The sequence below is a fragment of the Cyanobium sp. WKJ7-Wakatipu genome, assembly GCF_024345355.1.
Lineage (GTDB): Bacteria > Cyanobacteriota > Cyanobacteriia > PCC-6307 > Cyanobiaceae > Cyanobium_A > Cyanobium_A usitatum.
In genome coordinates, this window is the sequence record NZ_JAGQAY010000001.1 from 105,395 (window position 1) to 125,778 (window position 20,384).

At 62.2% G+C, this 20,384-nt stretch carries 22 protein-coding genes; 14 read left to right on the plus strand and 8 right to left on the minus strand.

The window, feature by feature from the left end:
* Positions 1-42: 42 nt before the first annotated feature.
* On the plus strand, positions 43-1,311 hold the full coding sequence (locus KBY83_RS00525) for a pitrilysin family protein (protein ID WP_255017796.1): 1,269 nt from the start codon (positions 43-45) through the stop codon (positions 1,309-1,311).
* Positions 1,308-2,606 carry a pitrilysin family protein gene (locus KBY83_RS00530; RefSeq protein WP_255017797.1) on the plus strand — a complete coding sequence of 433 codons (1,299 nt, stop codon included), beginning with the start codon at positions 1,308-1,310 and terminating at the stop codon, positions 2,604-2,606. Before KBY83_RS00525 ends, KBY83_RS00530 begins: the two co-directional genes overlap by 4 nt.
* 21 nt (positions 2,607-2,627) lie before the next feature.
* Here KBY83_RS00530 and KBY83_RS00535 read toward each other — a convergent pair whose 3' ends face one another.
* Entirely contained in the window at positions 2,628-2,921 is a 294-nt protein-coding gene (locus KBY83_RS00535; RefSeq protein ID WP_315858905.1) for an NAD(P)H dehydrogenase assembly family protein, read from the minus strand.
* Positions 2,922-2,999: 78 nt separating this feature from the next.
* Here KBY83_RS00535 and KBY83_RS00540 point away from each other — a divergent pair, with 78 nt between their 5' ends.
* From KBY83_RS00540 to KBY83_RS00555, 4 genes are read left to right on the plus strand one after another with little or no spacing between them, the layout of a single operon-like run.
* The gene (locus tag KBY83_RS00540) at positions 3,000-3,575 is read left to right on the plus strand and encodes a biotin transporter BioY (protein ID WP_106501831.1); all 576 of its coding nucleotides are present in this window, start codon (positions 3,000-3,002) and stop codon (positions 3,573-3,575) included.
* A complete protein-coding gene (gene lspA, locus KBY83_RS00545) occupies positions 3,572-4,039 on the plus strand; it encodes a signal peptidase II (RefSeq protein WP_106501832.1) in 468 nt (155 codons plus the stop codon). The genes KBY83_RS00540 and lspA overlap by 4 nt, the downstream gene beginning before the upstream one ends.
* Positions 4,020-6,185 (plus strand): transglycosylase domain-containing protein, encoded by a 2,166-nt coding sequence (locus KBY83_RS00550; protein WP_255017798.1) that lies wholly within the window; start codon positions 4,020-4,022, stop codon positions 6,183-6,185. Before lspA ends, KBY83_RS00550 begins: the two co-directional genes overlap by 20 nt.
* A gap of 10 nt (positions 6,186-6,195) precedes the next feature.
* Positions 6,196-7,743 (plus strand): DUF697 domain-containing protein, encoded by a 1,548-nt coding sequence (locus tag KBY83_RS00555; RefSeq protein ID WP_396093118.1) that lies wholly within the window; start codon positions 6,196-6,198, stop codon positions 7,741-7,743.
* Positions 7,744-7,925: 182 nt separating this feature from the next.
* Here KBY83_RS00555 and KBY83_RS00560 read toward each other — a convergent pair whose 3' ends face one another.
* Positions 7,926-9,341, minus strand: a complete 1,416-nt coding sequence (locus tag KBY83_RS00560; protein ID WP_255017799.1) for an aminotransferase class V-fold PLP-dependent enzyme — start codon at positions 9,339-9,341, stop codon at positions 7,926-7,928.
* Positions 9,342-9,435: 94 nt separating this feature from the next.
* Here KBY83_RS00560 and KBY83_RS00565 point away from each other — a divergent pair, with 94 nt between their 5' ends.
* On the plus strand, positions 9,436-9,924 hold the full coding sequence (locus KBY83_RS00565; protein ID WP_255017800.1) for a nucleoside deaminase: 489 nt from the start codon (positions 9,436-9,438) through the stop codon (positions 9,922-9,924).
* Here KBY83_RS00565 and KBY83_RS00570 read toward each other — a convergent pair.
* Together KBY83_RS00570 and KBY83_RS00575 are read right to left on the minus strand one after the other, a co-directional pair.
* Complete coding sequence (locus tag KBY83_RS00570) at positions 9,887-11,080, minus strand: pyridoxal-phosphate-dependent aminotransferase family protein (RefSeq protein WP_396093120.1); 1,194 nt, start codon at positions 11,078-11,080, stop codon at positions 9,887-9,889. The genes KBY83_RS00565 and KBY83_RS00570 overlap by 38 nt on opposite strands.
* A 47-nt stretch (positions 11,081-11,127) precedes the next feature.
* Positions 11,128-11,646 (minus strand): allophycocyanin subunit beta, encoded by a 519-nt coding sequence (locus KBY83_RS00575; protein WP_255017801.1) that lies wholly within the window; start codon positions 11,644-11,646, stop codon positions 11,128-11,130.
* Between the two features lie 208 nt (positions 11,647-11,854).
* Here KBY83_RS00575 and glnA point away from each other — a divergent pair, with 208 nt between their 5' ends.
* The gene (gene glnA, locus KBY83_RS00580; RefSeq protein ID WP_255017802.1) at positions 11,855-13,273 is read left to right on the plus strand and encodes a type I glutamate--ammonia ligase; all 1,419 of its coding nucleotides are present in this window, start codon (positions 11,855-11,857) and stop codon (positions 13,271-13,273) included.
* 28 nt (positions 13,274-13,301) lie between these two features.
* On the opposite strand, the gene KBY83_RS00585 is transcribed toward glnA, so the two are convergent.
* On the minus strand, positions 13,302-13,544 hold the full coding sequence (locus KBY83_RS00585) for a hypothetical protein (RefSeq protein ID WP_255017803.1): 243 nt from the start codon (positions 13,542-13,544) through the stop codon (positions 13,302-13,304).
* Between the two features lie 139 nt (positions 13,545-13,683).
* On the opposite strand from KBY83_RS00585, the gene KBY83_RS00590 reads away from it, so the two are divergent.
* Positions 13,684-14,742, plus strand: a complete 1,059-nt coding sequence (locus tag KBY83_RS00590) for a class I SAM-dependent methyltransferase (RefSeq protein ID WP_255017804.1) — start codon at positions 13,684-13,686, stop codon at positions 14,740-14,742.
* Here KBY83_RS00590 and KBY83_RS00595 read toward each other — a convergent pair.
* On the minus strand, positions 14,739-15,008 hold the full coding sequence (locus KBY83_RS00595; protein WP_255017805.1) for a hypothetical protein: 270 nt from the start codon (positions 15,006-15,008) through the stop codon (positions 14,739-14,741). The two genes, KBY83_RS00590 and KBY83_RS00595, sit on opposite strands and share 4 nt — an antisense overlap.
* A 115-nt stretch (positions 15,009-15,123) precedes the next feature.
* Between KBY83_RS00595 and KBY83_RS00600 the strand changes: the two genes are divergently transcribed.
* Entirely contained in the window at positions 15,124-15,396 is a 273-nt protein-coding gene (locus KBY83_RS00600) for a DUF6439 family protein (protein WP_315858912.1), read from the plus strand.
* On the opposite strand, the gene KBY83_RS00605 is transcribed toward KBY83_RS00600, so the two are convergent.
* Together KBY83_RS00605 and KBY83_RS00610 are read right to left on the minus strand one after the other, a co-directional pair.
* Positions 15,323-15,772 carry an ATP-binding protein gene (locus KBY83_RS00605; protein WP_255017807.1) on the minus strand — a complete coding sequence of 150 codons (450 nt, stop codon included), beginning with the start codon at positions 15,770-15,772 and terminating at the stop codon, positions 15,323-15,325. The genes KBY83_RS00600 and KBY83_RS00605 overlap by 74 nt on opposite strands.
* A 55-nt stretch (positions 15,773-15,827) precedes the next feature.
* A complete protein-coding gene (locus KBY83_RS00610) occupies positions 15,828-16,556 on the minus strand; it encodes a GUN4 domain-containing protein (protein WP_255017808.1) in 729 nt (242 codons plus the stop codon).
* Between the two features lie 68 nt (positions 16,557-16,624).
* Between KBY83_RS00610 and mnmH the strand changes: the two genes are divergently transcribed.
* From mnmH to KBY83_RS00630, 4 genes are read left to right on the plus strand one after another with little or no spacing between them, the layout of a single operon-like run.
* Positions 16,625-17,692: a tRNA 2-selenouridine(34) synthase MnmH gene (mnmH, locus tag KBY83_RS00615; RefSeq protein ID WP_255017809.1), complete on the plus strand. Its 1,068-nt coding sequence runs from the start codon at positions 16,625-16,627 to the stop codon at positions 17,690-17,692.
* Between the two features lie 24 nt (positions 17,693-17,716).
* Positions 17,717-18,088 carry a photosystem II reaction center protein Psb28 gene (gene psb28 / locus KBY83_RS00620; RefSeq protein WP_106501844.1) on the plus strand — a complete coding sequence of 124 codons (372 nt, stop codon included), beginning with the start codon at positions 17,717-17,719 and terminating at the stop codon, positions 18,086-18,088.
* 4 nt (positions 18,089-18,092) lie between these two features.
* On the plus strand, positions 18,093-19,181 hold the full coding sequence (locus KBY83_RS00625) for an AI-2E family transporter (protein ID WP_255017810.1): 1,089 nt from the start codon (positions 18,093-18,095) through the stop codon (positions 19,179-19,181).
* Positions 19,182-19,185: 4 nt separating this feature from the next.
* Positions 19,186-20,187: an AI-2E family transporter gene (locus tag KBY83_RS00630; protein ID WP_255017811.1), complete on the plus strand. Its 1,002-nt coding sequence runs from the start codon at positions 19,186-19,188 to the stop codon at positions 20,185-20,187.
* Positions 20,188-20,384: the final 197 nt, after the last annotated feature.

A 20,384-nucleotide genomic window follows, 5' to 3' on the forward strand; every position in this document is an offset into this window, starting at 1 on the left:
GGTGCAGCCAGCAGAATGCAGATCCTGCCACGCATCTGAGCCTTGCCCCTGGCCCCATCCCAGCCCCTGCTGCCAGGCCTGGCTAATGCCAGCGACCAACTTCTTGCCAACGGCGCCACCGTGGTCAGCCTGTCCTTGCCCGACTCGCCGCTGGTTTGCCTCGACTTTTGGTGTCGGGCAGGCAGCGTTTTTGAATCCGCCGCAGAAAGCGGCATGGCCCATTTCCTTGAACACATGGTGTTCAAGGGCAGCGAGCGGCTTGGGCCTGGTGAATTCGACCTTCGCATCGAGGCGATGGGTGGCAACAGCAATGCAGCCACCGGCTTCGACGACGTTCACTACCACGTTTTGATCCCACCGGAGGCGGCTGCAGACGCCCTCGACCTACTGCTTGATCTGGTGCTGCATCCCCGCCTCGATGCCGCAGCCTTCGACATGGAGAGGCAGGTGGTGCTCGAGGAGCTGGCCCAAAGTGAAGATCAGCCCGATGAAATCGCTCTGCAGCAGTTACTTCGACTTGGCTGCCCAGAGCACGCCTACGGCGAACCGATCCTGGGCCAGCGCGAACTGCTGCTTGAGCAGACACCTGCTGCCATGGCCGCCTTCCATCGGCGTCTTTATGGCGCCAACCGTTGCGTGCTGGCCATGAGCGGCGCCCTCGAGCTGGAGACCCTGGCCGAACGCATCGACGCTAGTGGCCTAGCCCAATTGCCGCTGGTGGAGGAGCCCTGCCGCCGACCAGCCCTTCTGGTGCAGCCAGGGGAGCACCGGATCGAAGTGCCGCGGCTGGAATCGGCGCGCCTACTGATGCTTTGGGGTCTGCCTCCCGCCTCTCAATTGCACGACGTGATGGGCGCAGACCTGCTCACAACCGTGCTGGCCGAGGGGCGCCGCAGCCGCTTAGTGGAGAGGCTACGAGAGCAACTGCGCATCGTGGAAAGCATTGATCTGGATCTGCACGTAATGGAGTTCGGCAGCTTTGCCCTGCTGGAGGCGATCTGCGAAACGGATGAGCTGGCCGCCGTTCGCAAAGCGATTGATGCGGTCTGGTACGAGCTGTTGCAGGAGGGTATGGCTGAGGTGGAATGGCAGCGAGCCCAGCGGCTGGTGGCCAATGGCTACCGCTTTGGTTTAGAGGCCGCTGGCGGCGTGGCTGGCCTGATAGGCAACAACCGCCTCTGGGGGCGCCACCACAGGCTGGAGCTGCCACTAGAAGAGATTGGTTGCTGGAGTGCGTCCGAATTGCTGCAGCAGGCCGTTCCCCTGCTGGATCCCAGCCGGGCCTGCGTGCTCGAGGCGGTGCCGGCATGACCAGCACCCATCCATCCTCGGCCAACTGGCAGCACACCAGCCTTCAGGGCGGCCTACCGCTGATCTGGCAGCGCCGGCCTGGACCGGCGATCGTGGCCTGCCGGCTGTGGATACGGGGAGGCAGCAGTCAGGATATGCCGGGCCAGCGCGGGGCTGGCCAATTGCTGGCGGGCTTGATGACCCGCGGCTGCGGCAGCTATGGGCCAGAAGCCTTGGCCGACCTAGTGGAGGGTCGCGGGGCGGCCCTGCGTGCTGAAGCCGCCGAAGACTTCCTGGTGATCAGCCTCAAGTGCGCCAGCAGCGACACGAGCGAGCTGCTGCCCCTGTTGCTGTCAATGGCCAGGCAGCCCTGGCTCAGCCCTGACCAACTCGAGCTAGAGCGGGACCTGAACCTCCAGAGTCTGCAGCGCCAGCGGGAAGATCCGTTCCAGCTAGCCCACGACCAGCTGCGCCACATGCTCTACGGCGATGGGCCCTATGGCCACGATCCCCTCGGTGTAGATGGGGAATTAGCGGCCCTGCAAACCGAACAGATAGGGGCGTTGGTGCCTGATCTCGGCCAGAACGGCGCCCTTTTGGTGGCCTGCGGCGATCTGGATGACGAGCTTCCCCAGCTGCTCAATCCCCTCCTGAATCAGTGCCCTTGGACTACGGCCCCGCCAAGCCCCGGCGCCGGACCGGGAGCAGCCTCCGGGCAGGAGCGCTTTGCCTGCTTGGAGCAGGACACTGAGCAACTGGTATTGATGCTGGGTACGGCTACCGTGCCCTTGGGCGATCCGGATGGGCTGGCCCTGAGGCTGCTTCAGGCCCACCTGGGCATGGGCATGTCCAGCCGCCTATTCGTCACCATGAGGGAGGAGCGGGGCCTGGCCTACGACGTTGGGGTTCACATGCCGGCGCGGCGCGGCGCAACGCCCTTTATCTGGCACCTCTCCACTTCCGCTGAGCGGGCAGAGGAGGCCACCACCGCTCTTCTGGAGGAGTGGCAACGAGTATTAGATCAGCCCTTGACGGTGCCTGAGCTCGCTTTAGCTAAGGCCAAATACCGCGGCCAGGACGCCATGGGGCGCCAGACCTGCGGCCAGATCGCCGATCGTCAGGCGCTGGTGCTGGGCCATGGCCTGGGCTGGAGTTACGTGGAGGAAAGCCTGGAGCGGGCCCAGCAACTGGATGCAGGCACCTTGCTGGCGGCAGCTCGCCGCAGGCTTTCGGCTCCCTCCCTCAGCATCTGTGGTCCAGCGCCAGCCCTAACCGCCGCAGAACTGGCCTGGCAACGCCACGATCTCAGTCCCTGATAGGCCGTGCCCAGTGCCTGATTAAGGCGCGGCAGCTTGTAATTGGTCAGCTTCCACCAAAAAGGTGCCGCGACGAAAGCGAACTGCCAGTTGATTGCGCGCCTTAATGGCCAGCACCTGACCCTGCTCATCGCTGTCCACCAGGTCTGGCGGACGCAACATCGGCATGGGATCAGCTGTTTTTAGATAGTTGGGCCGGCCCTTCAGCTGCACCGCATCGCCCACGGCAAAAGGCAATTGCTCCACGCCAAAAAGAAATGGCTCCACGCCAAAAGGCAGTGGCTCCAACGACTCGGCTCCTAGTGGCTCGTCCATAGCTTCCCTTGATATCTAGAAGTTAGCGGCCCCATTCGCGCGACCCCCCAAAATGGGAGGCAGAAACGATGTGATCAGTTGAGGGCCCTAGCCACCTGGAGCGGCGCAATCGCCGGTCTGCTGCTGATCTTGGTAGGCGGGCTGATTCAGGCCGCCGCCCCGATTCCGACCGCCAGCGGCGGCTGGAACCTCACAACCCTGCCCATCACCCTGCAGGTGCCGGCCCTGCTGCTAACCGCCCTGGTCTGCGGCCCCCGCAGCGGCATGCTCGCAGCAGTTGCTTACCTGAGCCTGGGCCTGTTCCAGCTGCCTGTGTTTCAGGGCGGGGGCGGTGCCGCCTACCTGTTGGATCCTGGCTTTGGTTATCTGGCTGGCTTCATCCCGGCGGCCTGGCTCACCGGCAAGCTCGTGCGCCAGCAGGGAATGGACGACCTGCTTGGTTTATTTGGCGCCGCAGTGGTCGGGCTGGGCGTCCTGCAGGTCTGCGGCATAGCCAACCTGTTGCTGGGAGCACTGGCTGGCCGCTGGGGACCAAATCTTGGAATCCTGTTGTTCAGCTACAGCCTGGCGCCCTTGATACCCCAGTTGCTCCTTTGCTGCGCCGTAGCCCTGATGGCCCTGCTGCTGCGCCGTCTGCTGCTGGTGGAGTCATGAGTCGGCTGCGCAACCTGGCCTACACCAGCGCTGCCTTGGTGTTGCTGCTTGACCAGCTCAGCAAGGCTCTAGCCGTTGCCAATCTGCCGCTAGGAAGCAGTTCAACTTTTCTGCCGGGGCTCCTTTCACTGCAGCTTGTCCGCAACACCGGAGCTGCCTTCAGCCTGTTCAGTGGCAACCCCCAGTTACTCGGCCTGGTGAGCCTTCTGGTCTCCATTGGTGTGGCTGTCTGGATTCAGAGGCAGGGTCAGTTGACCCTCACCCGGAGCCTTGGGATAGGGCTGCTGCTGGGGGGAGCGCTCGGCAACGGGCTCGATCGCTGGCGTCTTGGCTATGTGGTGGATTTTTTAGCCCTGGTGCCGGTTTCCTTCCCGGTGTTCAACCTGGCCGATGTGGCCATCAACCTGGCGGTGCTTTGCTTCGCCATCGAGCTGCTGGGTAACCATGGCCAAGCCAGCGTTTGAAGCCCTAGGACGCCGTTGGCAGCGGTTCAGCCAGCCCGGGCAAGCCCAACTCCAGGTTCACCTACCGGGCCAAGCCTCGCGCCTGGTGCCCCTGCACCCGGGCACCTACCGCATCGGGCGAGACAAAGACTGCCAAATTTGCGTTGACCATCCGGCGGTCAGCCGCCAGCACGCCCTGCTGGAGCGGCGCGGATCCCACTGGTTGCTAAGCGACGACAGCTCAACCAACGGCCTCTGGTGGCAGGGCAGGCGGGTGCAGCAGTTGTTGCTTCGCGACGGCGACAGCCTGCGCTTCGGCCCCAGCCAGGAGGCGGGACTGCCTGAGCTCGATTTTCAGATCCGTCCCCTGCCCCAGCTGCAAAGGTTGCTGCGGGCAACGAGCCTGATGCTTGCGGCGGCGGCCCTAGGCGGCCTGGGCCTGCAGGTCATCTCCGGCCTCCAGGTGCCCATACGCGGCAGCCTCGCCACGGTGAGAGGGCCGCTGGTCCTCTACGACCGGCAGGGCAAAGCAATCGCAACAGCCCAGGCAAAAGAGCATCGGGAGCTCAAAGCCTTGCAGGGCTATCCCCGGGTGTTGATCGATGCCCTGCTTGCCAGTGAGGACAGCCGCTTCTGGTGGCATCCCGGCGTCGACCCGGTTGGTACGGGCCGAGCCCTTGTTACCAACGTGCTCGGAGGACGGGTACTGGAGGGGGGCAGCACTCTCACCCAGCAATTGGCCCGCAGTTTGTACCCCGATCAGGTGGGTCAAGGTGAAACCCTGGGCCGTAAGTGGCGTGAGCTGCTGGTGGCGCTACAGCTTGAGGCCCGGTTCAGCAAGCGGGATTTGCTACTGAGCTACCTCAACCGGGTTTATCTAGGAGTGGGCTGGGGTTTTGAGGATGCCTCCCGCCATTATTTCGGTAAGCCCGCCAGCGACCTGAAGCTTGAGGAGGCTGCCCTACTGGTGGGCCTGCTTCCCTCGCCCAATGGTTACGACCCCTGCTTCGATCCCCAGGCGGCCCTGAGCTCCCGCAATGCCGTGCTCAGCAAGATGGGCGATACGGGTCGCATCAGTGCCGATCAGGCCCGCAGCGGCCGCCGTAGCCCAATCCGGCTTTCGCCCCAGGCCTGCCGCAGCAGCACCTCCCTACGCGGAGTCCCCTTTTATTCAGATCAGGTGGGCCGCGACCTTGATCAGCTGGTGGGGGCAGAGGTGGCGGCCGAGGGCAATTTCCTGATCGATACCTATTTGGATCGCCACCTGCAGGAGCAGGTGGAACGGTTGCTGCGCCAACGACTTAGCGACAGCAAGTCGCTGGGGGTGGGGGAAGGGGCCGTGGTGGTGCTCGACTCGCGCACCGGCGGCATCCTTGCCCTTGCCGGCGGTCGCGACTACCGCCAGAGCCAGTTCAATCGAGCCACGATGGCCCAGCGCCAGCCAGGCAGCACCTTCAAGCTGATTCCCTACTTGGTCGCTCTCGAGCGGGGCGGCAAGCCCAGTGATCCAATCAGCTGCTCGCCATTGCGCTGGCGCGATCAGAGCTTTAGCAGCGGTTGTGGTGGCAATTTGAGCCTGGTATCCGCCTTCGCCATCAGTAGCAACACGGCAGCGCTGCGTCTGGCCCAGCGGGTAGGTCTTGATGCAATGGTGCAGAAAGCCCGTGATCTTGGCTTCACCAGCCCCCTAGCGGCTGTGCCCGGATTGGCCCTCGGCCAGAGCGAGGTAACCCTGCTGGAACTCACAGCTGCCTACGCGGCAATCGCCAACGGTGGCGTTTGGCATTCCCCCAGCACAATTCGGCGCCTTACCGATGGAGAGGCATGTAGCGGCCAGTCATCAAACCAGTGCCGCCAGGCCAACGTCCCTTCAACATCCCAGGCGGGACGCCGGGTAAGCAGCGAGGCGACGGCCCGCGCCATGCAGCAGTTGCTTCGAGCCGTGGTGCAGCGGGGTACGGGCCAGATGGCCAGTCTTGGCGGTCAGGAGGGTGGCAAAACCGGCACAACCAATGACAGCCGCGATTTGCTCTTTGTGGGCTATGAACCCCAGCGCCATTGGGTGGTGGGTATCTGGTTGGGTAATGACGACAACAGCCCCAGTCGGGCCAGCAGCGCCTTGGCTGCAGGACTGTGGAGCGAGATCATCCGAGCAGCCAGATCCTGATGCCTGAGTTGTGAGCACTCGCACCCGCCTGTGGATGATCGCCGGCCTGGCTGTGCTGGCCCTGATCGCCGTTGGCGCCTTGCTGCAGGGGGTCAACAACCTCTACTGGCAACTGAGTTGGTATCTGCCGAGCTGGATCGTTCAGCCGCTGTTTGCCTTTATTTTCGCTGGCTTCGCGTTGCTGCTAGTGCAACTGGCCTGGCCGTGGTTGCGGACCATTACCGGCAAGGCCAGCCCAGGAGCGGCCTCCAGCTTGCCGCCACCGGGTAACCGCCGGGAAGCGGCTGCCCAAAACCTTGCCGCCATCGATCAAACACTCGATCGGGTGCGCGATGCGGTGGAGCGGGAAGCCCTGCGTCAAGAGCGGCAGCGCATGCAGGCCGAACTGGAACGGGGCGATCTCGTGATTGTGCTTTTTGGTACGGGGTCGGCAGGCAAGACCTCTCTGATCCGGGCCCTGCTGCAGGAGCTGGTGGGCAAGGTGGGAGCTGCCATGGGATCGACCAGCGAAACCCAGCGCTATCGCCTGCGGCTGCGCAGCCTGCAGCGAGCCGTGGTTTTAGTTGACACGCCCGGCATCCTCGAAGCAGGTGCTGCTGGCCTTGAGAGGGAGCGGCTCGCCCGCGACCAGGCAAGCAAGGCGGACCTGCTCCTGCTCGTGGTGGACGGCGACCTGCGCGCCGCCGAGCTTGAGGTTTTTGAAGCCCTGGCTGGTCTCGGAAAGCGGCTGATGCTGGTGCTCAACAAGTGCGATCTGCGCGGCGAGCAGGAGGAGGCGCGCTTGCTGCAGCTACTGCGCCAACGCAGCCGCGACCACATTGCGGCCGAAGACGTGATACCCGCAAGCGCGGCACCCCAGAGCGTGCCTATGCCAGGAGGGCGTCCTTTGCAGCCAGCTGCCGAGGTCGATGCCCTTTTACGCCGCATCGCGGCCGTGCTCCACGCCGATGGGGAAGAACTGATTGCCGACAACCTGCTGTTGCAGTGCCGGCGGCTCAGTGAGGCGAGCCGCTCCTTGCTGACCAGGCAGCGACGCAGCGACTGCGAGGTAATCGTTGATCGCTACATGTGGATAGGAGCCGGGGTGCTTGCCGTCACACCCCTACCTGGCCTGGACCTGCTCGGTGCCGCAGCTGTAAACGCCCAGATGGTGGTGGAGGTAGCCCGTATTTATGGCATCAGCATGAGTCGCCAGAGTGCCCAAGATCTGGCCCTTTCCGTTGGACGCACCATGGCTGGCCTCGGGCTGGTGAAGGGGGGCGTCAGCTTGCTTAGTGCGGCACTAAGTCTGAACGTACCTGCTCTGGTCGTGAGCCGTGCCATTCAGGCGGTCAGCGCTGCCTGGCTCACCCGGGTTGCGGGGCTGAGCTTCATCACCTACTTCGAGCGAGACCAGGACTGGGGCGACGGCGGTGTGCAGGAGGTTGTGCAGCAGCAATACGACCTCAGCCGACGCGACGGGGCCATGAGTCGCTTCCTTAAGGCCGCCTTCAGCCGGGTGGTGCAACCGCTGCAGGCAAAGCAGCGGAGTTTGCCGCCAAGGCCTGGGTCCGACTGACTGGCAGCTCGCCCATGGCCTCCGGTGGTGGTGGCTGCAGTGGCCCCCGGCTATCAAGCACCACGATCATCGCTAAATAAAGAACGCCGATTAATACCGAAATAGCGCCAGTCACGATCGCGACCCAGCGGCCGCGGCCTGTGGTTGTCACAACAGGGGGTTCACTCAAGGGGGGAGGGGTATCAGGATTGTTCATCGAGGCTGGCATGCACAACCCTGGCGAGGTTCTCGAGGTGGGCTGGCTTGGTGTGGGGGTTACCAAGCACGGCCTTGAGATGGTGGCGCCCGGCGTAGTGAGGGCGCGAAAGCATCAGCTGCTCCTGGAGCAGGCGCTGACGGGTGCGATCGCTCCAGGCCTGGCTGCCGGCGGCATCAAGTTGCTGGGGGGTGAAGGCCAGCAGATGGAAGGAGCCACCGACCAGCTGCAGCCGCTCGTTGGGTGTCAGTAGGGCCTGAAGCTGGCGGCGACGCTGAATAGCCCCATCAAGCACCGCTTCTATGCCCACTAGGCCAAGCTGCCGCAAACCGAGCCAAAGCTTGAGAATTTCGGCGGGGCGGGTGCCCTGTAGGCCACTTTCACCGCCGTGGCTGCCGCCCCAGCTCGGCTCCATGTAGGGCAGTCCGGTGTGAAACGCCCCCGCCAGTGCCTGGGGACGGGCCAACAACAGCAGGGAGGAAGTTTTGGTGATTCCCAGCAGTTTCTGGGGATTGATCGTGATCGAATCGGCCTGCTCCAGGCCAGCAACCCGATGGCGGTGGGCAGGCACCAGGCCGAACACGGCCCCGATAGCGCCATCCACATGCAGCCACAGGCCCCGCCGCTGGCAAATCCCAGCTATCGCACTGAGGGGGTCGACTGCCCCCCGAACAGTGGTGCCAGCGGTGGCAACTACCGCGATCACTGGCAGCCCAGCCCGCTCGAGTTGATCAAGCTCCACCTCCAAAGCGGTTGGATCTAGTCGGCCCTGGCTATCTACTGGCACCGGCCGCAGGGCCTCAGGCGGTAGGCCCATCACCGCCAGTGCTTTAGCGAGGGAGACATGGGCATCAATGCTTGCCACCACCACTGCCCGGCCGTCTATGGCCAGACCCCGCTGGCGTCTCGCCGCCACCAGAGCTATCAAGTTGGAAAGGGTGCCGCCGCTGGCGGCCACACCGCCACTACCCGCAGGCAGGCCTAGCTGCTCAGCCAGCCAGGCCGTGAGGCTGCGCTCTAGGCGGCTCAAGCTGGGGGACAATTCCTCAGCCAACATGTTGTTGTTGAGGCCGGCGCAGATCAAATCTGCAGCCACCGAGGCCGGCAGGGGCGGTGGGTCGAGATGGGCAAGGGCACCGGGGTGGTTGGGATTGAAGGCCCCATCCATCACCAGCTGCAGATCGGCCAGCAGCATCTCCGGAGCCAAACCGTGATCTTCAGGCTCCACCGGTGGCAAAATGCTCAAGCCTGGCAGTGGCGAGCGTTCGGCAGCGCTACCAAGCCACACACAGAGCTGTCGTGAAGCCTGCTCTAAAAAATCCTGCAGCCTGGGGTCTAGCTGCTCCGGACTGGCGAAGGGCAGGGGCTGGCTGGCCCGCGGGGCAGGGGGGGCGCTAGCCAACGAAAACCGATCGGATCAAGCCATTCTCACTTGTGGAGGTGGGCTACAAGTGGGTTTGTGCTGCGGGCAGCAAGCAGTGGATCCTTCCCAACTCATGGGCCCACCAGGTCCCCAGCTGCAGCGCCAGTGGATGCAACTGCTGCTGCGCCACGCAGAACGGGCCGGAAACCAGGGCGAAATTCCCGTGGCCGCTGTGGTGCTCGATGAAGGGGGACGCTGCATCGGCTGGGGCAGCAATCGGCGCGAGCAACACAGCGATCCCCTTGGACACGCCGAACTGGTGGCCCTTGGCCAGGCGGCCCGCTTGCGCGGCGACTGGCGATTTAATGGCTGCTCCTTGCTGGTGAGCCTGGAACCTTGTCCCATGTGTGCCGGTGCCTTGGTCCAAGCCCGCATGGGAACGGTCATTTTTGGCGCTAGGGATCCGAAGAGGGGCGCCCTCGGCAGTTGCCTTGACTTAGCCAGCAATCCCAGTGCCCATCACCACATGTCCGTGATCGGAGGGGTTTTGGGCGAAGAGGCCAGCGGTCTGCTGGCGAGCTGGTTTAGGCGGCGACGGCAGCAGGGGCAACTGCGGGCCTGAAGGCCGGCAGCTCGGTTTCAAACAGGTTGAGCAGTAGGTCGACGTTTTCAGGCTGGCTGTTGTAACCCATCAAGCCGATCCGCCAAACCTTGCCCGCCAGCGCTCCCAAGCCTCCACCTACCTCAATGCCATGTTTGGTGAGCAGGTGCTGGGAGAAGGCTTTGCCGTCAACTCCTGCGGGGATGCGCACCGTGGTGAGGGTGGGTAGGCGCAGTGCTGCCGGGGCATGAAGCTCGAGCCCCAGGGCTTCGAGACCAGCCCATAGGAGCTCGGAATTGCTGCGGTGACGGGCCCAGGCTGCCTCCAGCCCCTCCTCGGCCAGCAGGCGCAGGGCTTCGCGCATGCCGAAATTCATATTGACTGGCGCCGTGTGGTGGTACACCCGATCGCTGCCCCAGTACTGATTCAGCAGGGTGACGTCTAGGTACCAGTTGGGGACCTTGCCGGCCCGGGCCATCATTTTTGCTTCGGCTCGCGGGCCCATGGTGAAGGGACCCAGTCCAGGAGGACAGCTAAGGCCCTTCTGGCTGCAGCTGTAGGCCAGATCTACCTTCCATTCATCGAGGTAGAGGGGCACCGCACCAAGGGAAGTGACGGTATCAAGCAAGAGCAGGCAGTCGTGCTGACGGCAGAGATCGCCTATGCCCTCCATGGGCTGGCAGATCCCGGTCGATGTTTCGGCGTGGACGATGGCCAGAATTTTGGGCCGATGGGTGGCTACGGCGTTCTCGAGTTCAGCAAGGCTGAAGGCTTCCCCCCAGGGCTTCTCGATCGTCACAACATTGGCCCGGTAGCGACCGGCCATGTCGGCCAGACGTAGGCCGAAATAGCCCTTGACGGCCACCAAAACGGTGTCTCCAGGCTCAATCGTGTTGGCCAGGCTGGCTTCCATGGCCGCACTGCCGGTGCCGCTCATTGGAATGGTGAGGCGGTTGTTGGTCTGCCAGGCGTAGCGGAGCAGCTCCTGCACCTCACTCATCAGCTCGACGTAGAGGGGGTCGAGGTGACCAATCGGCATTCGGGCCAGGGCCTGAAGCACGGTGGGATGGGCATTGGAGGGGCCAGGACCGAGCAGCAGACGATCTGGCGTGGCTATTGGGGCCAGCGTGCGGCGATGGGCTGAATTAACTGGTGGCAGCACGGGCAGGGGAACCAAGACCAGGATGGAGCGGGTAAATCGAGCCTAAGCAGCAATTCCGGGGCCTAGCGGGCCCGCAGATTGGTGGCACCAAGACCACGGCAGAGATGGTCAAAGGGGGCCCTAACCACTATCGCGGATGCCACACCGGCGTCGAGCAGCATCTCGCAGACCACATCAGCCATCAAGGCAATGCTGCGCACGGTGGGGCCGGTCGGCACGCCAAGACTCTTGTAGGTGTCGTCGAGACCATTCAGCACCCGCTCGTTGAGGATCGATGCGTCGTCGGCGATCAGGGCATAGCTGACGTAACGCAGGAAGTAATCCATGTCCCGCAGGCAAGCCGAAAGGCGCCTTGTGGTGTAAGCGTTGCCACCGGGCAGGATCAGCTCGGGATCAGCAAGCCAGAGACGCTGGGCCGCCTCGCGCACGATGGTGGCAGTCTCTCGGTTGATCAGCTCCACCGCAGCCAGGCGCACGCTGGATTCGGAGTAATAAGTGCTGATGCGGTCGATCGCATCGCGGTCTAAATAGCGGCCGAGCTGGTCATAACGGCCAATTAGACCAGTGATGGCATCGCGCATGGCGGAATCAAATCGACGCACCTGCATCGAAAACTAGCACTCACATTCCGCCAAATCCCAGGCCAGGGGTGGGTTCTGGGGAAGTTGACAGAAACGGTTACGCAATCCTCGCCTTCAGTTTGGTTACCGGCGATACCAATTAGCTTCTGGCCGATCCGTACGGTCCGGCGACGCCGCATCCGGACGGCACCCATTCTTCTTGTTCGTAATGGCCCAAACAGCCCAGGACGTACTCCGTCAGATCCATGAGGACGGAATCGAGCTGATCGACCTCAAGTTTGTCGACTTGCATGGCAAGTGGCAGCACCTGACGGTCTGCCGCGACCTGATCGACGAGGCCTCCTTCAGCGATGGCGTTGCCTTTGACGGCTCCTCGATTCGGGGCTGGAAGGCGATCAACGAATCGGACATGGCGATGGTGCCGGACCCCAACACCGCCTGGATCGATCCCTTTTACATCCACAAAACCCTGAGCCTGATCTGCTCGATCCAGGAGCCCCGCAGTGGCAAGCCCTATGGCCGTTGCCCCCGGGCCTTGGCCCAGAAAGCCCTCAACTATCTCGGTTCCACCGGCATCGCCGATACCGCCTACTTCGGGCCTGAACCTGAATTCTTTGTCTTCGACGACGTCCGCTACAGCTCAGGCAGCGGCAGCAGCTTCTACAGCGTCGATTCAGTTGAAGCTCCTTGGAATAGCGCGCGCCTCGAGGAGGGTGGCAACCTTGCCTACAAGATTCAGTTGAAGGAGGGCTACTTCCCGGTCGCTCCCAACGACACCCTTCAAGACATGCGCACGGAGATGTTGCTCACCATGGGCAGCCTGGGCGTGCCGATCGAGAAGCAGCACCACGAGGTGGCAACAGCCCAGCATGAGCTGGGTATCAAGTTTGCCGAGCTGATCAGCGCAGCCGACAACGTGATGATCTACAAATACGTAGTGCGCAACGTTGCCCGTAAGTACGGCAAGACGGCCACCTTCATGCCTAAACCCGTGTTCGCCGATAACGGCAGTGGCATGCACGTGCACCAAAGCCTCTGGAGAGGTGGCAATCCCCTGTTTTTCGGCGAAGGCACCTACGCCAACCTTTCCCAGACTGCCCGTTGGTACATCGGAGGGCTGCTGAAGCACGCCCCCAGTTTCCTTGCCTTCACCAATCCCACCACCAACAGCTACAAGCGATTGGTGCCAGGCTTCGAGGCTCCGGTGAACCTGGTTTATTCCCAGGGAAATCGTTCCGCCGCGGTTCGCATTCCGCTCACGGGGCCGAGCCCCAAGGCCAAGCGCCTGGAATTCCGTTCCGGCGATGCCCTGTCCAACCCCTACCTCGGCTTCGCGGCAATGTTGATGGCAGGCATCGATGGCATCAAGAACCAAATCGACCCGGGCGATGGCACCGATGTTGATCTGTTCGAGCTCTCGCCTGAGGAATTGGCCCGCATCTCCACTGTGCCGGCCTCACTGAATGGTGCCCTTGAGGCCCTCGATGCAGACAAGGATTACCTGCTAGCTGGTGGCGTCTTCACCGAAGACTTCATCAACAACTGGATAACCCTTAAATACGAGGAAGTGCAGCAGCTACGCCAGCGGCCCCACCCCCACGAGTTCGTGATGTATTACGACGCGTGATTAGGCACCAAGCAACTACGCCTGCTGGCTAAGACGCCGGTGGGCAATAGCGCAGGTGGGCGATAGCGCTTGCCTGCATTTGCTTTTCGCGGGCCTGGCGCCTAGCCCAGGCCTGGAGCTGATGCAGGGCGTCCCTGGCGGGGTTGGGATCGTGATGCTTGGTTATCTGGGCCAGTTCGGCTCCATGGAGGCGGTTGTCGCGGGCGTGCAACAGGCTCCAGGTTTGAAATTCAGGATCGGCATGCTGGCTCTGCAGGCTGGCAATGGTCATGGCGTGCTCCCCTCTCTCCGGATCCAGTCTGAAGCTGTTTTGGTAGCGGTTGCTACTAAACAGCCAGAGCTTCACAGCTCTTCAGCAATCGCGGTGTCAGTTGAAATTCGCTGAAATAGACCCAAGCCATTGCCTAGCCATGCCTGATCAGCTCACCAAGTTGGCCTACCAAACCATGCAGCAGGGCAGGGCGCTGCTTGGGGTCACCCATAAGGAGGTGAGCACCAGGCTTATGGGGTTGCTTGCTCCAGATGGCACCCCCAAAACCGTGCCAATGCCGCCTGAGTTGCTGGCCAGCCTCAGGCAGGCCATGGATTCATTACACGAGCGCGACTGGCAGGAAGCAGAACAGGGCCTTTACCCCCCATCCCTGCTGTTCGATGCCCCCTGGCTTGAGTGGGCGAGTCGGTATCCAATGGTGTGGCTAGATATGCCCAGCACCTGGTCCCGCCGCCGGGAGCGCAATGTGCGCGATTTACCTAGCAGTGTTGATCTAGATAATTACCCCGACTATTACCTTCAAAATTTTCATCACCAGACTGACGGCTACCTAAGCGACCACTCCGCGGCGCTCTACGACCTGCAGGTGGAAATTCTGTTTAATGGCACTGCCGACCCAATGCGGCGGCGGATGCTTGCTCCCTTGCTGCGGGGTATCAAAGCCTTCGCGGATCGTCCAGCCGGCCAGGTGCGCGTGCTCGACCTTGCCACCGGCACCGGTCGCACCCTGCGTCAGATCAGGGCGGCTTTACCCAAAGCCCAGCTGGTGGGATTGGATCTTTCCAGTGCCTACCTGCGCCAGGCCAATAAATGGCTTAGTCAGCTGCCCGGTGAACTTCCCCAGCTAACCCAAGGCAACGCTGAGGCACTGCCCTTTGCCGACGCAAGCTTTCAAGCCGTCACCTGCGTTTTTCTGTTCCACGAGTTGCCAGGGGAGGCACGTCAGAACGTGATTAATCAGGCCTACCGGGTTTTGGAGCCTGGAGGGGTTGTGGTCATTGCCGACTCCGTACAACTGGCTGATTCACCCCAATTCAGTGCCGTAATGGAGAACTTCCGGCGGGTTTTCCATGAGCCCTATTACCGCGATTACATCTCCGATGACATTGGAGCTCGTCTTGCCCAGCCTGGCTTTGAGGGCATAGCGGCCCAAAGCCATTTCATGACTCGGGTCTGGACGGCCCGCAAACCTCGCTAGCGCTTCAGAATCCAGGCCAGGAGCAGACCGGCGGTGGCCCAGCGCAGCCCACGCCAAAACAACACCTCCTGGCGATAGGCGGGGGCTAGCTGCTCGGGCAGGGGATCAAGCAATCTCTGGGTTAGCTCAAGGCGCTGGCGTTGCCGCCGCTGATTGACCCCGGAGCTTTTAGCTGTCAAGGATGCCTGGGTGAGCAGCCCATCCAGCAGGTGCAGTATGCGAATTGGTTGGCGCACCGAGTGGTGGCCCAATGGTCGCGTCGGCATGGGCAGCTCCCAACGAGGCGTTACAGGCTTCAGGATGGAACCTTGAGCCTGTAGCCGTCCAGTGCAAACCCCGTTGTCCAAGCAAAAACGAAGCTGGCCAGAAGGCTCCTTAGAGGTGGCTGTCGCTTTGCAGCGACATCTGGCCATAGGCGACCGGGAATGGCACGCCTTCAAGTCCCAACGCCCCCGGCGCGGCGCTGAGCAGCTTGCTGCAGCCCTGGTGCTGCTGCTTAGGGGTGATGATCCCGGGGCACCTCAATCCTCAGACGCCCGCCGCCAGGCCATCGAGTTGGTTGAGCATGGGCTCGGCTGGCTCAAGTCTGAGTTGAGCGATCCTGGTTGCCCCAGCCACCGACCGGCACCAGCAACGAAGCTCGCTGCCGACTGACTGCCAGTTGCAACCGGTTGCCACGGTTACTCCAGCGCACGTCGTCGAAGCAGTGATGAATCAAAAACAACCCGCGACCACCTGCAGCATCTAGCTGCTCAGGCAGGCTGGTGCTGCGAGCCGCTGCGGGCACCCCGGCTCCCTCGTCCTGCACCTGCCACACCAGCCAGTTGGGGGTTTCAATGCGGCGCACTCTCAAGCATTTGGCTGGATCGCACCCGTTGCCATGGCGGACCGCATTGACCAGTGCTTCTTGCAGGCCAAGCTGCACCTGCCCCTGAAGCTGCAGGCAGCGAATGGGCTCAATCAAAAGTTCCAACAGCGGTGCTAGCTGCAGCGTTGAAGGCGTGATGAAGTCCGACCAGCGCAGGGCCATCGGGCTGAGGTACGCAGGTGCCCTTTTGAACATACGCCGCTGCCTGCACCCTTGATCAGGGCCTGATCCGCTGTTGCACAGCTGGGTGGTTGAGCAGGGCATCCATCAGCCGCACACCGCGCAGTTGATTTACAAGGGGCATGTGGCCCTCAGGGGCCTCAATGGACCACTGAAAGGAGCCGGGATAGCGCGTCCAGCGGCCTGCATCCTTCCAGGCCAACTTGGGCCAGAGCAGCTCCCAGCGGCCATTACAACTGCGTAGCAACTTGCCCTGCACCGAGAAGCCAAAAAGGCCACGTGAATAACAGACCCAGAGCCGATCGAGGCTGTCTAGGTCGGCGGAGGCTATCGGCGGCACCTCGCTGTAGTACACATACCCGCGGCGGATGGCTTCTGGGCCGGCGAGCTCCCGCAGCAAGCTGCTGGTGATTCGATCGGCTTCCTCAAACTGCTGAGCCATCAGAGCCCTTTGCAGGGGCGCGTAGTCCAGGCCACGGGCCGACACGGTGGCAAGCCAGCCGTCTGGGTAGCGGGCCAGAAACTCTTCGCGCAGCTGATCCTGTTCATCGAGCAGGAGCTGAATTAAGAAACCAGCTGCCCAGTCATCTCCGGTGGCGTCAACACCGGCCAGATGGTCTGGGATTAGGGGGCGCAAAGCTTGGCTCTGCTGCTGCAGAGTGGCCTGCAGGGCACGCCTTTGACGGGGATTGCCGGCTTGAAAGCGCTCAAGCAGGGCCCCAGGGCTGGTGCCGGTAGTGGCGGTGACCGGAGGTCCGGAAAGCATGGAAATGGAAGCCGAGCCTGAAGCAGTGCCAGCGTGGCCCACTATGTCAGCTGAGATCTTCAACAGTGATGCCGGGCCCCTGCCCTCCCCAAGATGTGAGCACATTCCTGGCGGCTAAGGGGCCGATCGTGGACGTGCGTAGCCCTGGGGAGTTTGAACAGGGACATCTGCCCGGAGCGGCCAACCTGCCTCTGTTTAGCAACGACGAGCGAGCTCAAGTTGGCACTGTCTACAAGCAACAGGGACGGCAGCTTGCTGTGCAACTGGGCCTGGAACTGGTTGGCCTGAAGTTGCCATCCCTTGCCCAGGCCCTATTGGAGCTTGCAGAAGCAGACAAGCCCCTGCGCCTGCACTGCTGGCGAGGTGGGATGCGCTCAGGCAGCATGGCTTGGCTGGCCAGCACCCTCGAGCTACCCGTTTTGCTGTTGGAAGGCGGCTACAAGGCCTACCGCCGCTGGGTGTTGGACTGTTTTGAGTCCGCCTGGCCCCTACTTGTGCTCGGTGGTCGCACCGGCACGGGCAAAACCGACCTGTTGCATGCCCTTCGGCAAACAGGGCAGGCGGTCGTTGATCTAGAGGGATTGGCCAATCACCGAGGCAGCAGTTTCGGCGGCTTGGGCCAACCCCCACAACCGAGCACGGAGCACTACGAGAACCTTCTGGCTGCAAGCCTTACGGCCAGCGCCGGCCAGGCACCGATCTGGCTTGAGGCCGAAAGCGCCCAAGTCGGTCGCTGCCGTATTCCCGCGGGCTTGTGGCGCCAAATGGGTGAGGCGCCGGCTGTTGAGATCCAACGTCCTATGGCGGAGCGGGTTGAGCAACTGGTTGCGGTATATGGCAATCAAGGGGAGGAGTCCTTGCGCCTCGCCACCGAACGCATCGCCCGGCGGCTTGGCCCCCAGCGCACGGCAACAGCTCTGGAGGCGATCGCCTCTCAAGACTGGGCGACTGCCTGCCTGCAGATGCTCGACTACTACGACCGCTGCTACGACAACGAGCTCAGCAGGCGAGCTAAACCCCTGTTGGCCAGCTTCGATTTGGGCGGACTAGACCCCGATGCAGCTGCAGCTGAATTGCTGCAACAAGCTCCCTGGTGGGAGCAGGTTTGTGGGGAGTCAGTTAAGGCGGGCTCCTAGGATTGATTTTTGTCCCCGCTTGCCATGGGCGCCGCCATTCAGTTCTTCCGTGGGGTGGATGAGCCGGTCGTGCCCGACATCCGCCTCACCCGCTCGCGGGACGGCCGTACCGGCCAGGCCCTTTTCGTCTTCGACGAGCCCGATGCCCTTGCTCCCGAAAGCATGGGTGACATTACCGGCATGTTTCTGGTGGATGAGGAAGGCGAGCTGGTGACCCGTGAAGTGAAGGCCCGCTTCGTCAACGGCAAGGCCAGCGCCTTGGAGTGCACCTTCACCTGGAAGAGCACGGAGGATTTCGATCGCTTCATGCGCTTCGCCCAGCGCTACGCCGACAGCCACGACCTGGGCTTCTCGGGTAATAAAGATGATGATCAGCCCGAGCAGGACGAGGCCTGAGCCCTTGAAATTCGGCCAGTGGTTAGGCCTGTTGGCATTGGTGGCATCTCTGGTGCTGCTTTGGAGCTTGCGTCAGAGCCTGATTTACCTGTTTGCCGCCGTGGTGTTGGCTATGGCCCTTTGCACCCTGGTGGGATCGATCCGGTCCCGGCTCGGGTGCTCCAGGCCGCTGGCTCTCCTGCTCAGCCTGGGCACGGTACTTCTGGTGTTGGCCGTGGCTGCCACCGTGGTGATCCCCCCTTTCGTTGACCAATTCAGCCAGTTGCTCGCCAAGTTGCCGGCAGCAGCCGAAACCCTGCTGGATCTCTTGAGAAATGGTCTAGCGCAGGTTTCTCAAATGATTTATGGCAGCGGGGATGGTGGCCTGTCCTGGCTGCGAGATGGGCTGGTTAGTAGCGACGCTGGTGGTGCCCCAGGCCTCTCTCCCCGCCTGAGCAGCAGCTTGGGCGGCGGCGCCCTGCGTCTGCTTGGGCTTGCAGGTGGAGTTGGCACCGGCCTGCTGCAGATCCTGTTTGTGGTTGCCGTTGCTTTGATGGTGGCTGTGCAGCCAACTGCATACTTAGAGGTGGGTGTGCTGCTAGTGCCTTCGTTTTACCGACGCCGCTTCCGACAGGTTTTGGTGCAATGCGGAGATGCCCTAAGTGCCTGGATGGTGGGGGTCTTAATCAGTTCACTTTGCGTCGGCATCTTGGCGGCTATCGGCTTGAGTTTCCTCGGGGTGAAGTTGGTGGCAGCAAACGCCCTGCTTGCAGGCCTGCTGAACATCATTCCCAACATTGGACCAACCCTAAGCACGGTCTTTCCGATGTCCGTGGCCCTACTAGATGCTCCCTGGAAAGCAGCAGCGGTGCTAGCGCTTTATGTCGCTGTTCAAAACCTGGAGAGCTATCTAATTACACCTTCGGTGATGCATCACCAGCTCAAGCTGCTGCCTGGCTTCACCCTCACGGCCCAGCTTCTGTTCACGGTTGTGTTCGGACCGCTGGGGCTGCTGCTGGCCTTGCCGTTAGCCGTTTGCCTGCAGGTGATGGTGCGCGAACTGCTGATTCACGACATCCTGGACCCATGGAAACGTCTGCGCCTGACAGGCTGACGCAATGAACGGCCGCACAGTGCTTGGAGCACTAGCCCTGGTTGTTATCGGGCTGCTCACCTGGGAATTGCGCTGGGTGCTGCTTGTGCTGTTCGGCGCCGTGGTGCTGGCTGTCGCCCTTGAAGTACCGATCACCCTGCTTCGACGCCTCCTGCCTCTGAACCGCCCAGCCGCCTTAATTGTGGTGGTGGTTTCACTAGTGTTGCTCGGCGGCGTGCTGGGCCAGCTGTTGCTGCCTGAGCTGCTGGAGCAGATCAAACAATTGACCACCCTTTTGCCTGTCTTGGCTTTGCGGCTGAGCAGCCTGGCCCGCCAGGTGGATTGGCTGCCTGATCTGGATCAGCAGTTGATGGCGCTTGGTACATGGGAGCGGCTCCAGCCCCTAGGCGGCCAGCTGCTTGGCCTGGCCGGCGGCGCCGCAAACACCACTATCCAGATGCTGTTGATGGCCTTACTGGCGATTCTGCTGGCCCTGGATCCTCGCAGTCATCAAAAGGTGATTGTTTCCCTTACTCCCAGCTTCTGGCGCCCCCAGATGAAACATCTGCTGGGTGAATCCCGCCAGGCTCTTGGTGGCTGGCTAGCTGGCATGACCCTTTCTGCCGTAAGCGTGTTTCTGCTCACCTGGGCCGGGCTAGCCCTGTTGGGCGTCCCGCTTGCCCTATTGAGCTCCCTGGTTTGCGGCCTGCTTACCTTCGTGCCCACGATTGGCCCCACCGCTGCCACCTTGCTGCCCCTGGCGGTGGGGTTGCTGGTATCACCAGCGAAAATGCTGCAGGTGCTAGTGCTGCGGCTGATTTTGCAGAACGCTGAAGCCTTTTTGCTTACGCCTGTGCTGCTAAGGCGAACGGTCAATTTGCTGCCCACCGTCGCACTCACTGCCCAGCTATGCCTGGGAGCTCTGCTTGGGCTGCCAGGAGTGCTACTTGCCTTGCCCTTAGTGGTTGTACTGCAAGTTCTCTTTGAAGAAGTATTGGTAAAGGAAGTAATGGATCACTGGAATTAAATACTCTTAGTGATTAATTTAAATCGTCAATTAAATTTTTACTATGGCCTTTGGCGGTAGTGATCCAATAGCGATGGCAATAACAACAGCACTGCGGTAGCCAGGAGATGATTGCGAACCGCTGCCGCCAAGGAAGACAAGGTGAAGTGGTCTGCTAGTAGCTGCAGCTCGACTCGCAGATCTAGAAGAGCAAGCAG